The sequence below is a fragment of the Vogesella mureinivorans genome, assembly GCF_007644035.1.
GTDB lineage: Bacteria > Pseudomonadota > Gammaproteobacteria > Burkholderiales > Chromobacteriaceae > Vogesella > Vogesella mureinivorans.
The window spans coordinates 147102-163265 of the sequence record NZ_VMTV02000471.1 but is presented as its reverse complement, the minus strand read 5'-3'; the positions used below and the strand labels follow the sequence as shown (position 1 = coordinate 163265).

The following is a 16164-nucleotide window of genomic DNA, read 5'->3' as shown; positions in this document are numbered from 1 at the left end:
CGCGACGGAGAGACCTCATGCAATTTTCCGAACAATGGCTGCGCAGCCGCGTCAACCCGTCGCTGAGCACCGATGAGCTGTCCTACCTGCTGACCATGGCAGGCCTGGAAGTAGAAGACGTGACCGCCGCCGCCCCGGCCTTTACCGGTGTGGTAGTGGGCGAAGTAAAAGAATGTGAAAAGCACGAAAACGCCGACCGCTTGCGCGTGACCAAGGTCGACGTGGGCACCGGCGAGCTGGTGCAGATCGTGTGCGGCGCGCCGAACGTGGCCGTGGGCGTTAAGGTGCCATGCGCCTTGCCAGGCGCCATCCTGCCGGGCGATTTCAAGATCAAGCCCACCAAGATGCGTGGCGTGGAATCCGGCGGCATGCTGTGCTCCGGTAAAGAGCTGGGCGTACCGGACGAAGTAGACGGCCTGATGCTGCTGCCGGCCGATGCGCCGGTAGGCCAGACTATCCGCGACTACCTGGGCCTGGACGATAGCCTGTTCACGCTGAAAATCACGCCGAACCGTGCTGATTGCCTGTCTATTCGCGGTATTGCTCGCGAAGTCGCCGCGCTGACCGGCAGCCCGCTGGCCGCCTGGGATATCGCCGCCGTTGCGCCGCAAACCGACAGCAAACTGGCCGTCGCCATTGCCGACAACGCACCGTGTGGCCGCTATGTTGGCCGCGTGGTGAAAAACGTGAACGCCGCAGCGCCGACGCCAGACTGGATGAAGCGCCGTCTGGAGCGTTCCGGCCTGCGTTCCATTTCCGCTATCGTGGACATCACCAACTACATCCTGCTGGAGCAGGGCCAGCCGATGCACGCCTTTGATCTGGGCAAGATCAATGGTGGCATCACCGTGCGCATGGCCGCTGCCGGCGAAAAGCTGGTGTGCCTCAATGAAAAAGAAGTGGCGCTGACACCCGACCTGATGGTGATTGCCGACGACCAGCAGCCGCTGGCCATCGCCGGCATCATGGGTGGCCTGGACAGTGGCGTGACCACCGCCAGCCGCGACATCTTCCTGGAAAGCGCCTTCTTCCAGCCCGAAGCCATCGCCGGCAAGGCGCGTGCCCTGGGCTTTGGTTCCGACTCCAGCTACCGCTACGAACGCGGCGTGGATTTTGCCCTGCAGACCGAAGCCATCGAGCGCGCTACCGCGCTGGTGCAGGAAATCTGCGGTGGCGAAGCCGGCCCGCTGACCGAAACCGTGGGCCAGCTGCCGCAGCGTAGCAGCGTAACGGTGCGTACCGCCCGCGTGGCCCGTGTACTGGGCGTGGCGCTGGCGGCCGAGCAGATTGCCGCCATCTTTACCCGCCTGGGCCTGGCTTTCGAGCAGAACGACGCAGGTTTTGTGGTGTCTGCACCGAGCTTCCGTTTCGATATCGAGATCGAAGAAGACCTGATCGAAGAAATTGCCCGCGTGTACGGCTACGACAATATTCCGGCCGATGCACCGGTGGCCGCACAAACCATGCTGCCGCAGCCGGAAGGCCTGCGCGTACGCAGCGAAGTGCGCCGCCTGCTGGCTGGCCGCGATTTCCAGGAAATCGTTAGCTACGCGTTTGTGGAAGAAAAATGGGAGCGCGACTTTGCCGGTAACGCCAACCCGGTACGCCTGATCAACCCGATTGCCAGCCAGATGAGCGTAATGCGCTCCAGTCTGATTGGCGGCCTGGTGGATACCTTGGCGGCCAACCTGAACCGCAAACACAGCCGTGTGCGCGTATTCGAGATCGCCCGCGTGTTCCACAAGCAGGCCGACGGCAGCGTACAGCAGCCCGAAGTGGTGGCTGGCCTGGCACACGGCGGCCGCGTGGAAGAGCAATGGGGCAGCAAGGCAGAGCGTGTCGATTTTTATGACATCAAGGCCGATGTAGAAGCCCTGCTGTACCCGCGTGTGGCGGAATACCGCAAGGCCGCGCACCCGGCCTTCCACCCGGGCCGCTGCGCCGAGGTGCTGCTTGGTGGCGCCGTGGTCGGCGTGCTGGGCGAGCTACACCCGCAGTGGGTACAAGCCTATGGCCTGACCAATGCGCCGGTACTGTTCGAGCTGGCAGTCGAGGCGGTAGAGCAGGTTGGCCGCGTACAGCTGGCCGCGGTCAGTAAGTTCCAGCCGGTACGCCGTGACCTGGCGCTGGTGGTGGCCGAGGACGTGAACGCCGCCGCCATCCAGCTGGCCATGAAAGCCGCCGCCAGCGCCTTTGTGCGCGAGCTGGCGCTGTTTGACGTGTACCGCGGCAAGGGCGTGGACGAGGGCAAGAAGAGCCTGGCGTTCCGCATCGTGCTGCAAGCGGCCGACCGTACCTTGGTCGATGACGAAGTCGAGCAGGCCGTGGCCGCCATGTTGGCCGCTGCCGAGGCTGCCGGTGCCGCGTTGCGCGCCTGATTTATCCCTGTTGGCCACCCGCAGGGCGGGTGGCGTTTTATCTGATGTTGTAGTGAGGAATTGTCATGACTTTGACCAAAGCCGAGTTGGCCGATCTGCTGTTTGACAAGGTGGGCCTGAACAAGCGCGAAGCCAAGGACATGGTGGAGTCTTTTTTTGAAGAGATCCGCGCCACCCTGGAAACCGGTACCAGCGTCAAGCTATCCGGTTTCGGTAATTTCCAGCTGCGCGACAAGCCGCAGCGCCCCGGCCGTAACCCGAAAACCGGGGAAGAGATTCCCATCACCGCCCGACGCGTGGTAACTTTCCATGCAAGTCAGAAACTCAAGGGAATGGTTGAACAACATCATGCCGACAAACAAGGCTGAGCTGCCGGCGATTCCGGCCAAGCGCTATTTCACCATCGGTGAGGTCAGCGAGCTGACAGGTGTAAAACAGCACGTGCTGCGTTACTGGGAGCAGGAGTTTTCCGAGCTGCGTAACGTCAAGCGCCGTGGTAACCGCCGCTATTACCAGCATGGTGAAGTACTGCTGGTGCGCAAGATACGCGACCTGCTGTACGACGATGGTTTTACCCTGCAGGGCGCACGCCAGCGCTTGCAAGGCGGCAGTGCCGAGCAGGCACCGCTGACTGCCCAGCAAGTACGCAAAGAGCTGCAATCGATTGTAGACTGGCTGGATATTTCGCTTGGCAAAGAGTGAAAATGACTCTATAATTTTCACCTCTTTAGTCGGGGCGTAGCGCAGCCTGGTAGCGCACCTGCATGGGGTGCAGGGGGTCGGAAGTTCGAATCTTCTCGCCCCGACCAAAGAACCAATTCAGCAAAAAAGCCATCCGCAGCGCGGGTGGCTTTTTTGTTTTCTAGCCCGCCGGCAGGCCTTGCCGGTAGGCGGCGATTTCGCCGTGCAGCCAGTGGCGAAAGTCGGCCTGCTTCTGGCTGAGCTGCGGGTGCTGTGGCCAGACCAGCCAGAGTGCCGACGGGTGCGGCACGGTGAGCGGGCTAAGCTGGCACAGCCGCCCATCCGCCAGGTGGCGTGCTACCAGGCTGTGGCGCATCAGCGCCAAGCCTTCCCCTTGCAGGACGGCGGCCAACAGCAGGTTGCTGTCGTTGATCCACAGCGCACCCGGTGGCGGCTCGGCCACCTGCGCCTGTTGGCACCAGCCATGCCATGATTCCACGGTATGCACGATAGGGCTGGCGACGATGTCTTCGGCGCTGGCGGGCAACTGACCGTGGCGGAAATGCGGTGCGGCTACCACGACCAGATGGTCCTGCATCAGCGCCTCCTGTTGCAGCCCTTGCCAGCCACCGCGCCCCATGCGTATGCCCATATCGATCTGGCCGTACGCCAGTGGCTGGATATCCAGGCTGGCGTGCAGGGTGAGGCTGTATTGCGGGTAGCGTTGCCGAAAGCCGGGCAGGCGCGGCAGCAGCCACTGCTGGGCAAAAGACGGCAGTACCGCCAGCACCAGTTGCTGTTGTGGTGTTTGCTGCTGCAGCTGGCGGGTGGCGTCGGCCAGCTCGGCTAGCGTTACCCGTACCTTCAGCGCATAGGTGCGCCCGGCCTCGCTCAGCTGCAGCTTGCGGCCAACCTTGCTGAATAGCGGTGTGGCCAGCTGGCTTTCCAGCAATTTCAGCTGCTGGCTGACGGCAGAGTGGGTAATACACAGCTCGGTGGCGGCACGGCTGACACTGCCCAGGCGTGCCACGGCTTCGAAGCTGCGTAGTGCGGAAAGCGGCGGGAGGGTATTCATGTAAGCCATACTAACGGAACTGGCCAGAAATGATCGATTTTCACGGCCACTTGCGTCATTTAGACTGCTTTGGTGCTGGTTTGCTTAGTCTTTCTTACAAAACTGTTTGCCGGAGGTCCGATGAGTAACCTGGAACTGTACGTTGATAGCCGCTTTCTTAGCCCCTACGCCCTGTCTGCCTTCGTGGTCTTGCAGGAGAAAGGGCTGCCGTTTGCGTGGCATGGTGTCGATCTGGATGGCGGTGCCAACCTGCTGCCCGATTACGCGGCCGCATCGCTCACCGCCCGCGTACCTTTGCTGGTGGAGGGGGACTTCCGGTTATCGGAATCCTCGGCCATTGCCGAATACCTGGAGGCGCGTTACCCGGCGCCGGCGGTGTATCCGCAAGACCCGCAGCAGCGTGCCCGCGCCCGCCAGCTGCAAGCCTGGCTGCGCAGTGACCTGCTGCCGCTACGCCAGCAGCGCACGACCGAGGTAGTGTTCCTGCAGCCGTCCCCCGAGCCGCTGGATGCCGCAGGCCAGCAAGCGGCGGCCAAGCTGATTCGTGTGGCAGAGGCCTGCCTGGCACCGGGTGCGGCCAACCTGTTTGGCGACTGGTGCATTGCCGATACCGACCTGGCGCTGATGCTGCTGCGCCTGGTCAATAATGGCGACCCGGTGCCGCCGGCGCTGGCCGACTATGCACGCCAGCAGTGGCAGCGCCCGTCGGTGCAAGCCTGGCTAGCGCAGCAGCATCAGGCTACGAACTGATGGACTGGGGCGCGCTGGCCGCACTGGGTGGCGTGTTGCTGCTGGGGGCGATGAGCCCCGGCCCCAGCTTCTGGTTGGTGGTGCAGCTGGCGCTGGGGCAGCCACGCAGGGTGGCGGTGGGGGCGGCCTTGGGTATGGGCGTGGGGGCCGTCTGTTTTGCCATGTTGGCCGCATCGGGCTGGCAGCGCCAGATCGCACCGGAATGGCTGCAAGCTGTGCGCTTGGCCGGCGCAGCCTTCCTGTGCTGGCTGGGCTATCGCATGTGGCGTGGCGCGGGTGTGGCGGTGCCGGCTAGTGCTCGCACTGCGGGCGTATTGACGCTGTGGCAGGGCGTGCTGGCGGGGTGCCTGGCCCAGTTATCCAACCCCAAGACGCTGCTGGTGTATGCCGCAGTCTTTGCCGCGCTCTTGCCCGCGGCGCTGCCGCTGTCTGCGTATTGGCCGGTCGTGCTGCTGGTTTGGCTGGTGGAAGCAGGCTGGTATGCCCTGGTAGCGTGCGCGTTTTCTTCTGCCAGGGTGCGGCAGAGGTATCTGCGCCAGCAGGCTATCATCGACCGCTTGGCTGCCTTGGCCATGTTGTGCCTGGGGCTGTGGCTGGCGTTCACGGCCTAAGCGGCGTAGGGTTTCGGGCTGGTGCGCCCTGGCTGCTTTCTGCTATGTTGCCGACGGCAGCTTTTTTGCGTTCAGGTTCAGGATTCGGGCTCAGGCGCCGTCCAGGTAGTCGTAGCCTGGCCAGTCCAGCTGGTAGGCAGTGCGGTTCTTGGCGACCAGAATGCGCTTGAGCATGCCGGTGCTGTGCAGGTACTGCAGCTGCTCGCGGATGTGTGCGATGCGCCCGGGGGAAGCTTGCCCCAGGGTGCTCACGATGCGGTTTTCTTCCAGGCTGCCGGGGGCACGGCTGCGCAGCATTCTGAGGATGCTGTAGATCAGTGATTCATCTCGTTGCATGTGTTGGCGTGTGTATTATTAGTTACATTTATTTATCAATCATATGGCGTTATCCGTCAAGAAACATGAATTTATTATTACATGTCATCGTTAAACCAGCAGCCTGATACGCCTTGCGTTGGCATTTGTTCTACCGCCATCGGCGACGATGTCTGCCGCGGCTGTGCGCGCACCTTTGACGAGATCAGTTTTTGGGGCGAGCTGAGCCAGGCCGAGAAAGACCACTGCTGGGCTTGCCTGTCGGTGCGCAAGGTATGGTTGGCCGTGGTGCGCCCGCTACACGGCCATCTGGAGGTGCTGTCACAGGCGGGCAGCGAATCCGCCAGGTTTACCCTGCGCGAGGGCGGTGTGCTGCTGCTGGGCCAGCCTTATGTGGATGGCGGGCGGCGCTGGCTGCCTTTGACCTATGGCGAGCGCGAGCTGGCGCTGGAGGTGTCGCTGGATAGTTGGTCGCAGCAGCTATCTGCTTGGCTTGCGCAGTAACAAGCCTTATGTGACAGATTTATATTGAGGCATCGGTTTATCGAATGCTATGTTCATGGCAGTCAATGATGGAGTACAGCATGGCACAAGACAGCAGCAAGGCCGATTTCTGGGAAACGCGCTATCAGAAAGACGTGACCCCGTGGGACAGTGCCGGCTTGCCTGCCGGCTTTGTCGAGCATGCCAGCGCCTTGCTGGCTAGTGGCCATGTGCGCCGTGTGTTGATACCCGGCTGTGGTAGTGCCTACGAGCTGCAGCAGCTGGCAGGGCAGGGCTGCGATGCGCTGGCATTCGATTTCAGCCCTGCTGCCGTAGCGCGTGCCCGTGCGGCGTGCCCGGCGCTGACATCCCGTATCATCGAGGCCGATTTTTTTGGCGATGCCATTGCGGGTGCCTGGGACTGGGTATACGAGCGGGCGTTCCTCTGTGCCTTGCCACCGGCGCTAGCCGACCGCTACGCGCAGCGCATGGCCGAGCTGATACCCGCTGGCGGTGTGCTGGCGGGCTACTTCTTCTTGCGCGATCAGGCCAAAGGCCCGCCGTTTGGTACCTCGTTGTTCAATTTGCAGCAGTCTCTTGGGCCCTACTTTATGCTGCAAAAGCAGGTGCCGATCGCGGGTTCATTGCCGGTATTTCACCCGGATGAGCATTGGCTGGAGTGGGTAAGGTTGCCATAGGCTTGACTACTATCAACAGCTACTGAATAGTCAGTACAATAATTTATAGATAACATGTATAGATTAGTGGTGTCGCAAGCTATAAAGCCTAAATAAAAACGCAAGAGGAGAGCATGTGATGGAGTGGTTCTGGAAGACATATTTCCTGATAGAGAAAACCTTCTGGAATTCTCTTACCAAAAAGCTTTGCAGCTTCTTCTTCATCAGCTTGTTCCAGCTGGTGCTTATTGCCTATGTCTATAATTCTCTTGAGGAAATCCGCAGCCTGGTGAGCACGCAGCAGCTGGGGCCGGATAGCCTGCAGCAGATACACGCCTTGCTCGACCGTACCATTTACTGGTCGGTGGCAATCTGGGCGGTGTCGCTGGTGTTTATTGCCTTCATGGTGTGGTACCTGCGCTATCTCATCGTGCGCCCGCTGAAGATGATCATTTCGATTTTTCGCGAAATTGGCGCCGGCGAGGGCGATTTGTCGCGCGAGATTCCTACCATCACCTACGACGAAATCCGCGATTTGTCGCTGTCTTACAACGATTTTCTGCAGAAAATGCGCGAAATCATCAGCAATGTCCGCACCATGACCATGCGCATTGCCATGGATTCGGCCCGCACCCGCAAGCACATTAGCGCCTCGGTAGCCCATGCCACACAGCAGGCCGCTCTGGCAGGGCAGGTAAGCGATGCCAGTGACCGCTCTACCCAGGGCGTTATCCAGGTGTCGGCGGATACACAGCAGATTTCCGCCACCACCCTGCATAACCTGGACGTGGCCAAGGCGTCCTACGCCGAGCTGCAGGACGCCGCGCAAAAGATTGGTGGTGTGAGTCAGCGGGTGAATACCTTTAACGGCACGGTGGACGAGCTGAACAGCCGTTCTGCCAGCATCAAGACCATCGCCGACCTGATCAAGGATGTGTCCGAACAAACCAACCTGCTGGCCTTGAACGCCGCTATCGAGGCGGCGCGCGCGGGCGAGGCTGGCCGCGGTTTTGCCGTGGTGGCCGATGAGGTACGCAAGCTGGCCGAGCGCGTGAAAGTGGCCACCGACGAAATCAGCGGCAATATCGACGGCATGCTGAGCCTGGTACAAAACACCAAAGACGAAACCGCCGTGATCACGCGTGATACCGCGCAGGCACGCGAGGTAGTAGACCGCTCTTCACACCACTTTGGCCGCATGATGGGTGATTTCGAAAGCACCGCCAGCCGCATGGGGCAGATCGCCACCACCATGGGGGAGTTTGCCAGCTCGAACCAGCAGATTGCGGCCAACGTTGGCGAGATCAGTACCTTGAGCGACTCGGTTTCCACTAGCCTGAAGCAGTCCGAGCAGGATTCTGTCACCCTGTCGCGTGCGGCGGAGGAAGTGCAGGAGCTGGTGGCGCGCTTTGTATTGGGCGAAGGCATTCTGGATGACACCATCAGCCAGGCGCGCCATGCCTGTGGCGAGCTGGTAGCACTGCTGGAGAAGGCGCAGCAGGACGGCTGTGATATTTTCGACCAGCGTTATCAGCCAATCGCGGGCACCAGCCCAGCCAAGTATCACACCCAGTACGACACCAAGCTGGAGCTGCCGCTGCAGAAAGTGTACGACCGTGTGGTGCAGAATGTGACCGGCGGGCGCTTCTGTCTGTTGGTGGATAACAATGGCTACGCGCCCACGCATAACAGTTTTTATTCCAAGCCGCAGACAGGCGACCCGCAGCTGGATCTGGTCGGTAGCCGCGACAAACGCATTTTCAACGACCCTACCGGCTTGAAGTCGGCGCGCAGCAAGCAGCCTTTCCTGCTACAGACCTATATGCGTGATACGGGGGAAATTCTGTCCGAGATTGCTCTGCCGGTGATGATTGGCGGCAGGCATTGGGGCGCCATCCGGGTTGGCTTTGACCCTGGCTCTTTGTTTCAGACATAGCTCACAGCCGTGTTGTCATGCACGGCTAACGTTGCTTGGTTTCCAAAATCGCTGCGGCCAACCTTGTCGGGTTGGCCGTTTTTTTGCCAATGATTTTATTGATATGGCAAATACTGTGCACACTGCATATTGCGGTGCACAGTATTGAAGTGTGTAATGCAAACAATAGATCTGGCTTATCTGTTCGCAACCGCACCTGCGCAGGCTGCCGGTGGCGAGCTTCCTGGATCCGGCACCACCGTGTGCCTGCAAAGCAGAAAAGGGCAGGTATGTTGTTGCATAGACTGATCATCACGGCTTTGCTCTTGCCGGCAGCTGCCCATGCTGCTGTGGTGAAAGTGTGTGCCGAGGCCTGGCCGCCATTCTTGTACCGTGACGATGCCGGCCGCGTAGCCGGCATGGCGGCTAGCTGGATAGAGCAAGCAGCCAACAAGCAGCACTTGCGCGTGCAATACCAGTTTTTGTCATTGCAAGCCTGCCGCAAGCTGGCGGCGTCTGGTGGGGCGGATGCGCTGGCTTTTACGCCGAATAAAGAACAGCTGGAAGGCTGGTTGCTGACAAAGCGGCCCATGGTGTTCTGGGTTTTGAGTGCCATGGTGCCTTATCACTCGCCGCATAAGGCATTCACCGGCCTGAGCCAGTTTTCGGGTCTACGCGTAGGGTGGGGGCAGCATTATCGCTACCCGGACCGGTTGGCTTTACAGCGAGACTGGTCCCGGGTGGAGGCTTACGACGCCGACGGGCTGTTTACCCTGCTGATGCGCAATAAAATCGATGTGGTGTTTGATGATGAACGCTACGTTGCGTCCAGCTTGCCGCTGCAAAGCCGCCGGCAGATGCGAGTGCTACGCCCGGTGGCCGCCAGTATGCAGCAGCCGGTGGCCGTGCGCCCTGGCTTGGCCAACTTCGCGCAGGCGCTGGATAAGGAGGCGCTGCGCTGGCAGCGTAGCGGTCAGCTAGACCGCTTTTATCGTCAACAGTACGGCTCGTCGCTGGCGGCCATCCAGGCGGTAGGCGATTAGGGCTTGTTGCTACTTAGCCATTGCAAGGCGCCTGTTGCAGCCGCGCGGCCGCTGGCAAAGCAGGCGGTTAGCAAGTAGCCGCCCGTTGGTGCTTCCCAGTCCAGCATTTCTCCCGCGCAGAATACCCCAGGCAGGGCTTTGAGCATGCCGTGTTCGTCCATGGCCTCGAACCGTACCCCGCCTGCCGTGCTGATGGCTTCGTCGATGGGGCGTGCTGCGTGCAGGGTAAGCGGTAATGCCTTGATGGCTTGGGCCAGGCTAGCCATATCGTTAAAGCTGTCTTTATCCAGCAGCTCGCGCAGCAGCCCGGCTTTCACGCCATCCAGGGCGCATTGTTTGCGCAGGTGGTTGGCCAGCGAGGCGGCACCACGGCCGCGTTGCAGCTCGGCCAGCAAGCGCGCCGGGCTGCGGTCTGGCAGCAGGTCCAGCGTGATGGTGGCCTGGCCATCGCGTGCAATGGCGTCGCGGATGGCCGCGCTGTAGGCGTAGATCAGGTTGCCTTCGACCCCGGTGGCGGTGATGACAAACTCGCCGCGTCGCTGGCTAGGTTGGCCGCAGGCATCGGCAAAATGCACAGTCACCCCTTTTAGCGCATGGCCGGCAAACTTACTGGCAAAGTGTTCGCTCCACGGGCGCTCGAAGCCGCAGTTCGACGGTGCCAGTGGTAGCGTGTCCACCCCTTTTTCACTGAGCAAGGGCAGCCAGCGGCCATCCGAGCCCAGCTTGGCCCAGCTACCGCCGCCCAGTGCCAGGATGACCGCATCGGCCGCTTGCAGCACCTCGCCATCCGGTGTGCCAAAGCGCAAGCGGCCATCGGGCAGCCAGCCTTGCCAGCGGTGGCGCACATGCAGCTGCATGCCCGCCTCGCGCAGGCGCGCCAGCCAGGCACGCAACAGCGGGGCGGCTTTCATTTCACGCGGGAATACCTTGCCCGAGCTACCCACAAAGGTGTCGATACCCAGGCCGTGTACCCAGCTACGCAGCGCGTCGGCATTGAACGCGTCCAGCATGGGGGCCAGCTGCGCTTCGCGCGGGCCGTAGCGGCGGTAAAAGTCGGCTTGTGGTTCGCTGTGGGTAATATTCATGCCGCCTACGCCGGCCAGCAGGAATTTGCGCCCAGGCGAGGGCATGGCGTCAAACACCTCTACCTGCACGCCTGCCGCCAGTAGCGTTTCGGCAGCCATCAGGCCGGCCGGGCCACCGCCAATCACGGCGATGCGGTGCTGCTGGGGTGGGGAAACGGGTGAGGTCATGGCGTAATCCATCTTGTTTTAGGCTGGGCGCGCGATTGTTACCGAAAGCGGCGTAAAAACCAACTGTTGGCCGCACTTTGATGCGCACGGTATTTGCCGCGTGCCAAGTGCTTGATTAAAATGAGCCTGCATTATTTTATGGTTTGTTCTGTTCTTTCATCTATTGGGTTGTACCTGCATATTATGAGTTTCACGCGTGAAAACCGTTTTGAATCCCGCCTGTCCCCTACCTTGCCCCGCCGTGCCACGGCGATTATCGAGCTGCCCGATGGCGTGTTGATGACGGCTTCTGCCGGTGGGCGTTTCAGCTTGCCTGGCGGCGTATCGCAGCGTGGCGAGCTGCGTTCGCAGGCGCTACTGCGCCAGGTGCGCGACCAGACTGGCTTGCGCATCAATTCCATGTTGTACCTGTACGACCACATTACCCAGCACAACGCCCACAAGGTTTACCTGTGCATTGCCCAGGGCCAGCCGCGCATGCAGGAGGGCGGGGCGCGCATGACGCTGATTACCTCGCCCGACAGCGAGATGGATGTGCATGTGGAATCCCGCGCCATCCTGCGCCGCTACGCCAAGCTGCGTGGCGAGGAAGGCCCGAAGAGCGATGCCGTGCGCGCCATTTTGCAGCTGGCGCGCTATATCGCCAAAATGGACTAGCCATGCCCTGGCAAGCACTGGACGAGTTCGGTTTTGATGCCAGCCTGGCCGCCGCCCCGGGTGTGAGCCTGGTGATGTTCGGCCAACCGCATTGTGGTGCCTGCCGTGGCTGGCAGGCGCAGCTGCCCGGGTGGCTGGCAGAGCAGGGTGTGCAGCTGTGGTATGCCGACGTCGCCCGCGCGCAGGCTTTGGCGCACCGCTTCGAGCTGTTTCAGCTGCCTGCTTTTGCGCTTTATCGTGATGGCCAGTTTCATGCCATGTGGCAGAGTGCTTTCAGTGCGCAGGCAGTGCGGCAAGCGCTGGCCGCAGCGTTGGCCGCCAGCCCGCAAGAAGAGCCCTGAGCCGGGCCTGCCAAAACAAAACGCTGCCCACGGGCAGCGTTTTGTTTTGTGGGTAGGTGAACGGACTCAAGGGGCGTTATCGTCTGCCTTCAGCGTGGCAGATTGCATCAGCTCGGGCGGGAACACTTCCACGCCCATGCTGGCCGCTACCGTCACCATATTCACCATCAGGATGATGGCAATAGGCGAAAACAGCAGGGTGCCGCCCAGTACGCGCAGCACGCTGGCGCCGGTGGTCAGCGCTTGTGCCTTCACCACGATATACAGCGCCACCGCGCCCAGTACCAGCGATAGCCCCTGCGCTACGTCGTCTGGTAGCCAGCTCACTAGCGGGTCCAGCAGCTTGATCAGGCTGGCCGCTGCAATCAGCCCTATCAAGGGGAATTCGATATGGCAGCCTGCTCGCCGTAGCCACCAGCGCATGAAGGTGGCGTACAGCGAGGTTTCCATCAGCGTATACAGCGTAAAGAACAGCGTCAGTGCCAGCGGGTCGCCACTAGCGCCATCGGCATGGGCGGCCGCCGCCGACATGATGCCCAGTGCGGCAAATACTGCCATGAGCTGGCCCAGCGGGTACTGGTATTGTTCCAGGCGGCCAACGCGCAGGCGCAGCAGGTCGATGGCGTCGTGGATCAGGGGCAGGTTCATGGTTTAGTCAAAAATCACGGTCTTGTTGTTGTAGGCCAGGATGCGGTTTTCCAGGTGCCAGCGTACGGCGCGTGACAGGACGATGCGTTCCAGGTCGCGGCCTTTCTGGATCAGGTCTTCCACGTCGTCGCGGTGCGAGATGCGTGTCACTTCCTGCTCGATGATCGGGCCGTCGTCCAGGATTTCGGTCACATAGTGGCTGGTGGCGCCAATCAGCTTCACGCCACGGGCAAAGGCGCGGTGGTAGGGCTTGGCGCCGTCAAAGGCCGGCAGGAAGCTGTGGTGGATGTTGATGACGCGGTGCGGGTAGCGCTCGACAAACTTTTGCGACAGCACCTGCATATAGCGCGCCAGCACGATCAGGTCCACATCGGCTTCTTCCAGCAGTGCCCACTGGCGAGCTTCGGCTTCGGCCTTGTTGTCTTTGGTGACGGCAATCACGTGGTAGGGGATGCCGTGGAATTCGGCCAGGCGGCGGCAATCTTCGTGGTTGGAGATAATCACCGGGATATCGCAGTCCAGCTCGCCGATGCTGTAGCGGTGCAGCAGGTCGACCAGGCAGTGTTCGTACTTGGACACAAAAATCGCCATGCGCGGCTTGCGTACCGACAGCGACACCTGCCATTGCATATTGTGCTTTTCAGCGATGGGGGCAAAGGCGGCGGCAAAGCTGTCCATCGGCAGGCTGAAACCGTTCAGGTCCCACTGTACGCGCATCAGGAACAGGTTTTCTACCGGGTCCTGGTGCTGGTCGGCGTGCAGGATGTTGGCGTTATAGGTCAGCAGGAAATTGGCAATGGCTGCAACCAAGCCGTGGCTGTCCGGGCAGCTGATCAGCAGGGTGGCAGAGTGGCGGTTACTCATGGTTTGACTCTTTGTCTGTAGGTTTTGTCTTGAAGGCAGATAAAAAACGCCGCCGGCTGCAGCGGCAGACGGCGGCGTGCGTGTACGGTGTCTGCGTCAGGCGTTGAGATTGGCCGAATCCAGCGTGTTCTGCAACAGGGTGGCAATGGTCATCGGGCCTACACCGCCGGGTACCGGGGTGATGTAGCTGGCCACTTCGCGTGCGGCGTCAAATTCTACGTCGCCACAAATCTTGCCGCTGTCCAGGCGGTTGATACCCACATCGATCACTACCGCACCCGGTTTCAGCCAGGCAGCTTTCACGAAGTTGGGAATGCCCACGGCCGCCACCACGATGTCGGCGCGGCCAACTTCACCGGCCAGGTCGGCGGTAGCGCTGTGGCACACGGTAACGGTGGCGCGGGCCAGCAGCATTTCCAGCGCTTGCGGGCGGCCAACGATATTGGATGCGCCCACAATCACCACATTCTTGCCTTTCGGGTCGATGTTGTACTCTTCCAGCAGCGTCATCACGCCGCGCGGGGTGCACGGGCGCAGCTGCGGCATCTTGATGGCCAGGCGGCCCATATTGTAGGGGTGGAAGCCGTCTACGTCTTTTTTGGGGTTGATGCGCTCGATCACCAGCTGCGGGTCGATCTGCTTGGGCAGCGGCAGCTGTACCAGAATGCCGTCTACGCTGTCGTCGGCGTTCAGCTGGTCGATGATGGCCAGCAGTTCTTCCTGGCTGGTGCTACCTGGCAGCTCGTAAGACAGCGAGCGCACGCCCGCCTTTTCGCAGGAGCGCTTCTTGTTGTTCACGTAAATGCCGGAAGCCGGGTCGTCGCCGACCAGAATCACTGCCAGGGCCGGGGCGCGTTTGCCGGCGGCCAGGCGGGCGTCTACGCCCACGCGTACGCGGTTGATCAGGGTTTCGGCAACGGCCTTGCCGTCGATGAGTTGTGCCGCCATGCTGCTATCCACCATTAAGGTTAGAAGTGAACGAAAGCGGGATTTTCTCATTTTTTGGGGTATCTGCTCAATCGCTTCAAGGGCTTGTGATGCATTCTTTTTTGCATTGCAGCAGCCGGGGCTGTCGTGTTTTACCGGCACCTGCATGGGGTGGGGCGCAGGTACATGCAATTTTTTAGCATCGGGTGTTGACAGCAATAAAACAGCCCTGTATATTTCGCCTCCTGTCGTCGGGGCGTAGCGCAGTCTGGTAGCGCATCTGCTTTGGGAGCAGAGGGTCGTGAGTTCGAATCCCACCGCCCCGACCACAGCCACACCCGATAGAGCGCCCGTAGCTCAACCGGATAGAGCACCGGCCTTCTAAGCCGGGGGTTACGGGTTCGATTCCTGTCGGGCGCGCCAGTGGCGATGTGGTAGTAAGAAATGCAGTATCTGTGGTGGATGTAGCTCAGTTGGTAGAGTCCAGGATTGTGATTCCTGTTGTCGTGGGTTCGAGCCCCATCATCCACCCCAAAATTCGGTTTGCCGCATTCATGCGTCAGACACACCGCTCAGTGGTGGATGTAGCTCAGTCGGTAGAGTCCAGGATTGTGATTCCTGTTGTCGTGGGTTCGAGCCCCATCATCCACCCCAGAATAAACCCGGCCCGTGTGGCCGGGTTTTTCTTTGCCTTCGTGATTGGCAAGTTTTGTCTGGCAGGCTTTTATCGCGCATCAACGCCGCGTTTGTGCCGTTTTGCTATGCACTTCTGCTAATTCGATGTCCCTTTTCTGTAATCTCTTGTCGCACGCGTATTTAACCGTATAATCGAATACATTTGCATGTATCCGATAGCCAGAGCGTGACCATGACCACTATGCAGCCCATCAAGCGACAAACCCTTACCAGCGCCGTGACCGAGTCTTTGCGTCAGCGCATTCTTTCGGGCGAGTTTGCCGACGGACAGCAGCTGCGTCAGGAGGCACTCTCAAATGAATATGGCGTTAGCCGCGTGCCGGTGCGTGAAGCGCTGCGCCAGCTGGAGGCCGAAGGCCTGATCCAGATCATCGACCACAAAGGCGCGCTGGTGTCCAAGCTGTCGCTGGATGACGTGCTGGAGCTGCTGGAAATCCGCGCCATGCTGGAAAGCGAAGTGCTGCGCGCCGCCATTCCCTGTCAGGTGGCTGCCGACCACGATGCAGCCGAAGCCACGCTGAACGAATTCGAACAGGCGCTGGCCACCAACGATATCCGCCACTGGGGCGAGCTGAACTCGCGCTTTCACCTGGCGCTGTACCGTGCCGCCAAACGGCCCAATACCATGGCGCTGATCGAGCAGCTGCATAACAAAACCGACCGCTATACCCGCATGCAGATTCTGTTTACCCGTACCATGGAGCGCGCCCACGAAGAGCACAGCAAGCTGCTGGACTTGTGCCGCAAGGGCGCGGCGGATGAGGCGGCCGAGTTTCTGCGCTTTCATATCCTGTCTGCCGGCCACGCACTGGAATCCTACCTGCTCACGCAGGAGCGCCGCTGAGCTGCG

General features: G+C 60.8%; 18 protein-coding genes and 5 tRNA genes. 17 read left to right on the top strand and 6 right to left on the bottom strand.

Translation table 11 applies throughout. From position 1 onward, the window contains the following. Positions 1 to 17 precede the first annotated feature (17 nt). The 4 genes from pheT to FLQ44_RS13100 all read left to right on the top strand — a co-directional run bounded on the left by pheT (position 18) and on the right by FLQ44_RS13100 (position 3187). Entirely contained in the window at positions 18 to 2378 is a 2361-nt protein-coding gene (pheT, locus tag FLQ44_RS13115) for a phenylalanine--tRNA ligase subunit beta (protein WP_147694743.1), read from the top strand. Between the two features lie 65 nt (positions 2379 to 2443). After that, positions 2444 to 2746, top strand: coding sequence for an integration host factor subunit alpha (locus FLQ44_RS13110; RefSeq protein ID WP_017507008.1), 303 nt, complete (start codon positions 2444 to 2446; stop codon positions 2744 to 2746). Next, positions 2727 to 3080 carry a MerR family transcriptional regulator gene (locus FLQ44_RS13105; RefSeq protein WP_147684291.1) on the top strand — a complete coding sequence of 118 codons (354 nt, stop codon included), beginning with the start codon at positions 2727 to 2729 and terminating at the stop codon, positions 3078 to 3080. The genes FLQ44_RS13110 and FLQ44_RS13105 overlap by 20 nt, the downstream gene beginning before the upstream one ends. A gap of 30 nt (positions 3081 to 3110) precedes the next feature. Continuing rightward, a tRNA-Pro gene (locus tag FLQ44_RS13100) sits at positions 3111 to 3187 on the top strand. Between the two features lie 53 nt (positions 3188 to 3240). On the opposite strand, the gene FLQ44_RS13095 is transcribed toward FLQ44_RS13100, so the two are convergent. Beyond that, positions 3241 to 4134 carry a LysR substrate-binding domain-containing protein gene (locus tag FLQ44_RS13095; RefSeq protein ID WP_147694742.1) on the bottom strand — a complete coding sequence of 298 codons (894 nt, stop codon included), beginning with the start codon at positions 4132 to 4134 and terminating at the stop codon, positions 3241 to 3243. Between the two features lie 120 nt (positions 4135 to 4254). On the opposite strand from FLQ44_RS13095, the gene yfcF reads away from it, so the two are divergent. Further along, positions 4255 to 4884, top strand: a complete 630-nt coding sequence (gene yfcF / locus FLQ44_RS13090; RefSeq protein WP_147694741.1) for a glutathione transferase — start codon at positions 4255 to 4257, stop codon at positions 4882 to 4884. Then, positions 4884 to 5495, top strand: coding sequence for a LysE family translocator (locus FLQ44_RS13085; RefSeq protein ID WP_147694740.1), 612 nt, complete (start codon positions 4884 to 4886; stop codon positions 5493 to 5495). The genes yfcF and FLQ44_RS13085 overlap by 1 nt, the downstream gene beginning before the upstream one ends. 90 nt (positions 5496 to 5585) lie before the next feature. Here the strand turns inward: FLQ44_RS13085 and FLQ44_RS13080 are convergent, their stop codons facing one another. Beyond that, the gene (locus FLQ44_RS13080) at positions 5586 to 5792 is read right to left on the bottom strand and encodes a hypothetical protein (protein ID WP_147694739.1); all 207 of its coding nucleotides are present in this window, start codon (positions 5790 to 5792) and stop codon (positions 5586 to 5588) included. A gap of 120 nt (positions 5793 to 5912) precedes the next feature. On the opposite strand from FLQ44_RS13080, the gene FLQ44_RS13075 reads away from it, so the two are divergent. From FLQ44_RS13075 to FLQ44_RS13060, 4 genes are all read left to right on the top strand, one after another. Beyond that, positions 5913 to 6314 carry a DUF1289 domain-containing protein gene (locus FLQ44_RS13075; protein WP_147694738.1) on the top strand — a complete coding sequence of 134 codons (402 nt, stop codon included), beginning with the start codon at positions 5913 to 5915 and terminating at the stop codon, positions 6312 to 6314. 80 nt (positions 6315 to 6394) lie between these two features. Further along, the gene (locus FLQ44_RS13070; protein WP_170252973.1) at positions 6395 to 6991 is read left to right on the top strand and encodes a class I SAM-dependent methyltransferase; all 597 of its coding nucleotides are present in this window, start codon (positions 6395 to 6397) and stop codon (positions 6989 to 6991) included. A gap of 118 nt (positions 6992 to 7109) precedes the next feature. Then, positions 7110 to 8906: a methyl-accepting chemotaxis protein gene (locus FLQ44_RS13065; protein ID WP_147694736.1), complete on the top strand. Its 1797-nt coding sequence runs from the start codon at positions 7110 to 7112 to the stop codon at positions 8904 to 8906. A gap of 269 nt (positions 8907 to 9175) precedes the next feature. Next, complete coding sequence (locus tag FLQ44_RS13060; RefSeq protein WP_170252972.1) at positions 9176 to 9928, top strand: substrate-binding periplasmic protein; 753 nt, start codon at positions 9176 to 9178, stop codon at positions 9926 to 9928. Here the strand turns inward: FLQ44_RS13060 and FLQ44_RS13055 are convergent. Beyond that, positions 9925 to 11181, bottom strand: a complete 1257-nt coding sequence (locus tag FLQ44_RS13055; RefSeq protein ID WP_147694734.1) for a TIGR03862 family flavoprotein — start codon at positions 11179 to 11181, stop codon at positions 9925 to 9927. The two genes, FLQ44_RS13060 and FLQ44_RS13055, sit on opposite strands and share 4 nt — an antisense overlap. Before the next feature lie 183 nt (positions 11182 to 11364). On the opposite strand from FLQ44_RS13055, the gene FLQ44_RS13050 reads away from it, so the two are divergent. Then, positions 11365 to 11838, top strand: coding sequence for an NUDIX domain-containing protein (locus FLQ44_RS13050; RefSeq protein WP_026107622.1), 474 nt, complete (start codon positions 11365 to 11367; stop codon positions 11836 to 11838). A 2-nt stretch (positions 11839 to 11840) separates the two neighbouring features. Further along, positions 11841 to 12179, top strand: a complete 339-nt coding sequence (locus tag FLQ44_RS13045) for a thioredoxin domain-containing protein (RefSeq protein ID WP_147694733.1) — start codon at positions 11841 to 11843, stop codon at positions 12177 to 12179. A gap of 66 nt (positions 12180 to 12245) precedes the next feature. On the opposite strand, the gene FLQ44_RS13040 is transcribed toward FLQ44_RS13045, so the two are convergent. From FLQ44_RS13040 to folD, 3 genes are all read right to left on the bottom strand, one after another. After that, entirely contained in the window at positions 12246 to 12827 is a 582-nt protein-coding gene (locus FLQ44_RS13040; RefSeq protein ID WP_147694732.1) for a hypothetical protein, read from the bottom strand. A 3-nt stretch (positions 12828 to 12830) separates the two neighbouring features. Beyond that, positions 12831 to 13691 (bottom strand): formyltetrahydrofolate deformylase, encoded by an 861-nt coding sequence (gene purU, locus FLQ44_RS13035; RefSeq protein WP_147694731.1) that lies wholly within the window; start codon positions 13689 to 13691, stop codon positions 12831 to 12833. A 96-nt stretch (positions 13692 to 13787) separates the two neighbouring features. Then, a complete protein-coding gene (gene folD / locus FLQ44_RS13030; RefSeq protein ID WP_026107623.1) occupies positions 13788 to 14639 on the bottom strand; it encodes a bifunctional methylenetetrahydrofolate dehydrogenase/methenyltetrahydrofolate cyclohydrolase FolD in 852 nt (283 codons plus the stop codon). A 231-nt stretch (positions 14640 to 14870) separates the two neighbouring features. On the opposite strand from folD, the gene FLQ44_RS13025 reads away from it, so the two are divergent. From FLQ44_RS13025 to FLQ44_RS13005, 5 genes are all read left to right on the top strand, one after another. Beyond that, a tRNA-Pro gene (locus FLQ44_RS13025) sits at positions 14871 to 14947 on the top strand. A gap of 17 nt (positions 14948 to 14964) precedes the next feature. Beyond that, positions 14965 to 15041, top strand: a tRNA-Arg gene (locus tag FLQ44_RS13020). Between the two features lie 35 nt (positions 15042 to 15076). Continuing rightward, positions 15077 to 15152 (top strand) — tRNA-His (locus tag FLQ44_RS13015). A gap of 44 nt (positions 15153 to 15196) precedes the next feature. After that, positions 15197 to 15272, top strand: a tRNA-His gene (locus tag FLQ44_RS13010). Positions 15273 to 15486: 214 nt separating this feature from the next. After that, positions 15487 to 16158 (top strand): GntR family transcriptional regulator, encoded by a 672-nt coding sequence (locus tag FLQ44_RS13005; protein WP_017507024.1) that lies wholly within the window; start codon positions 15487 to 15489, stop codon positions 16156 to 16158. Positions 16159 to 16164: the final 6 nt, after the last annotated feature.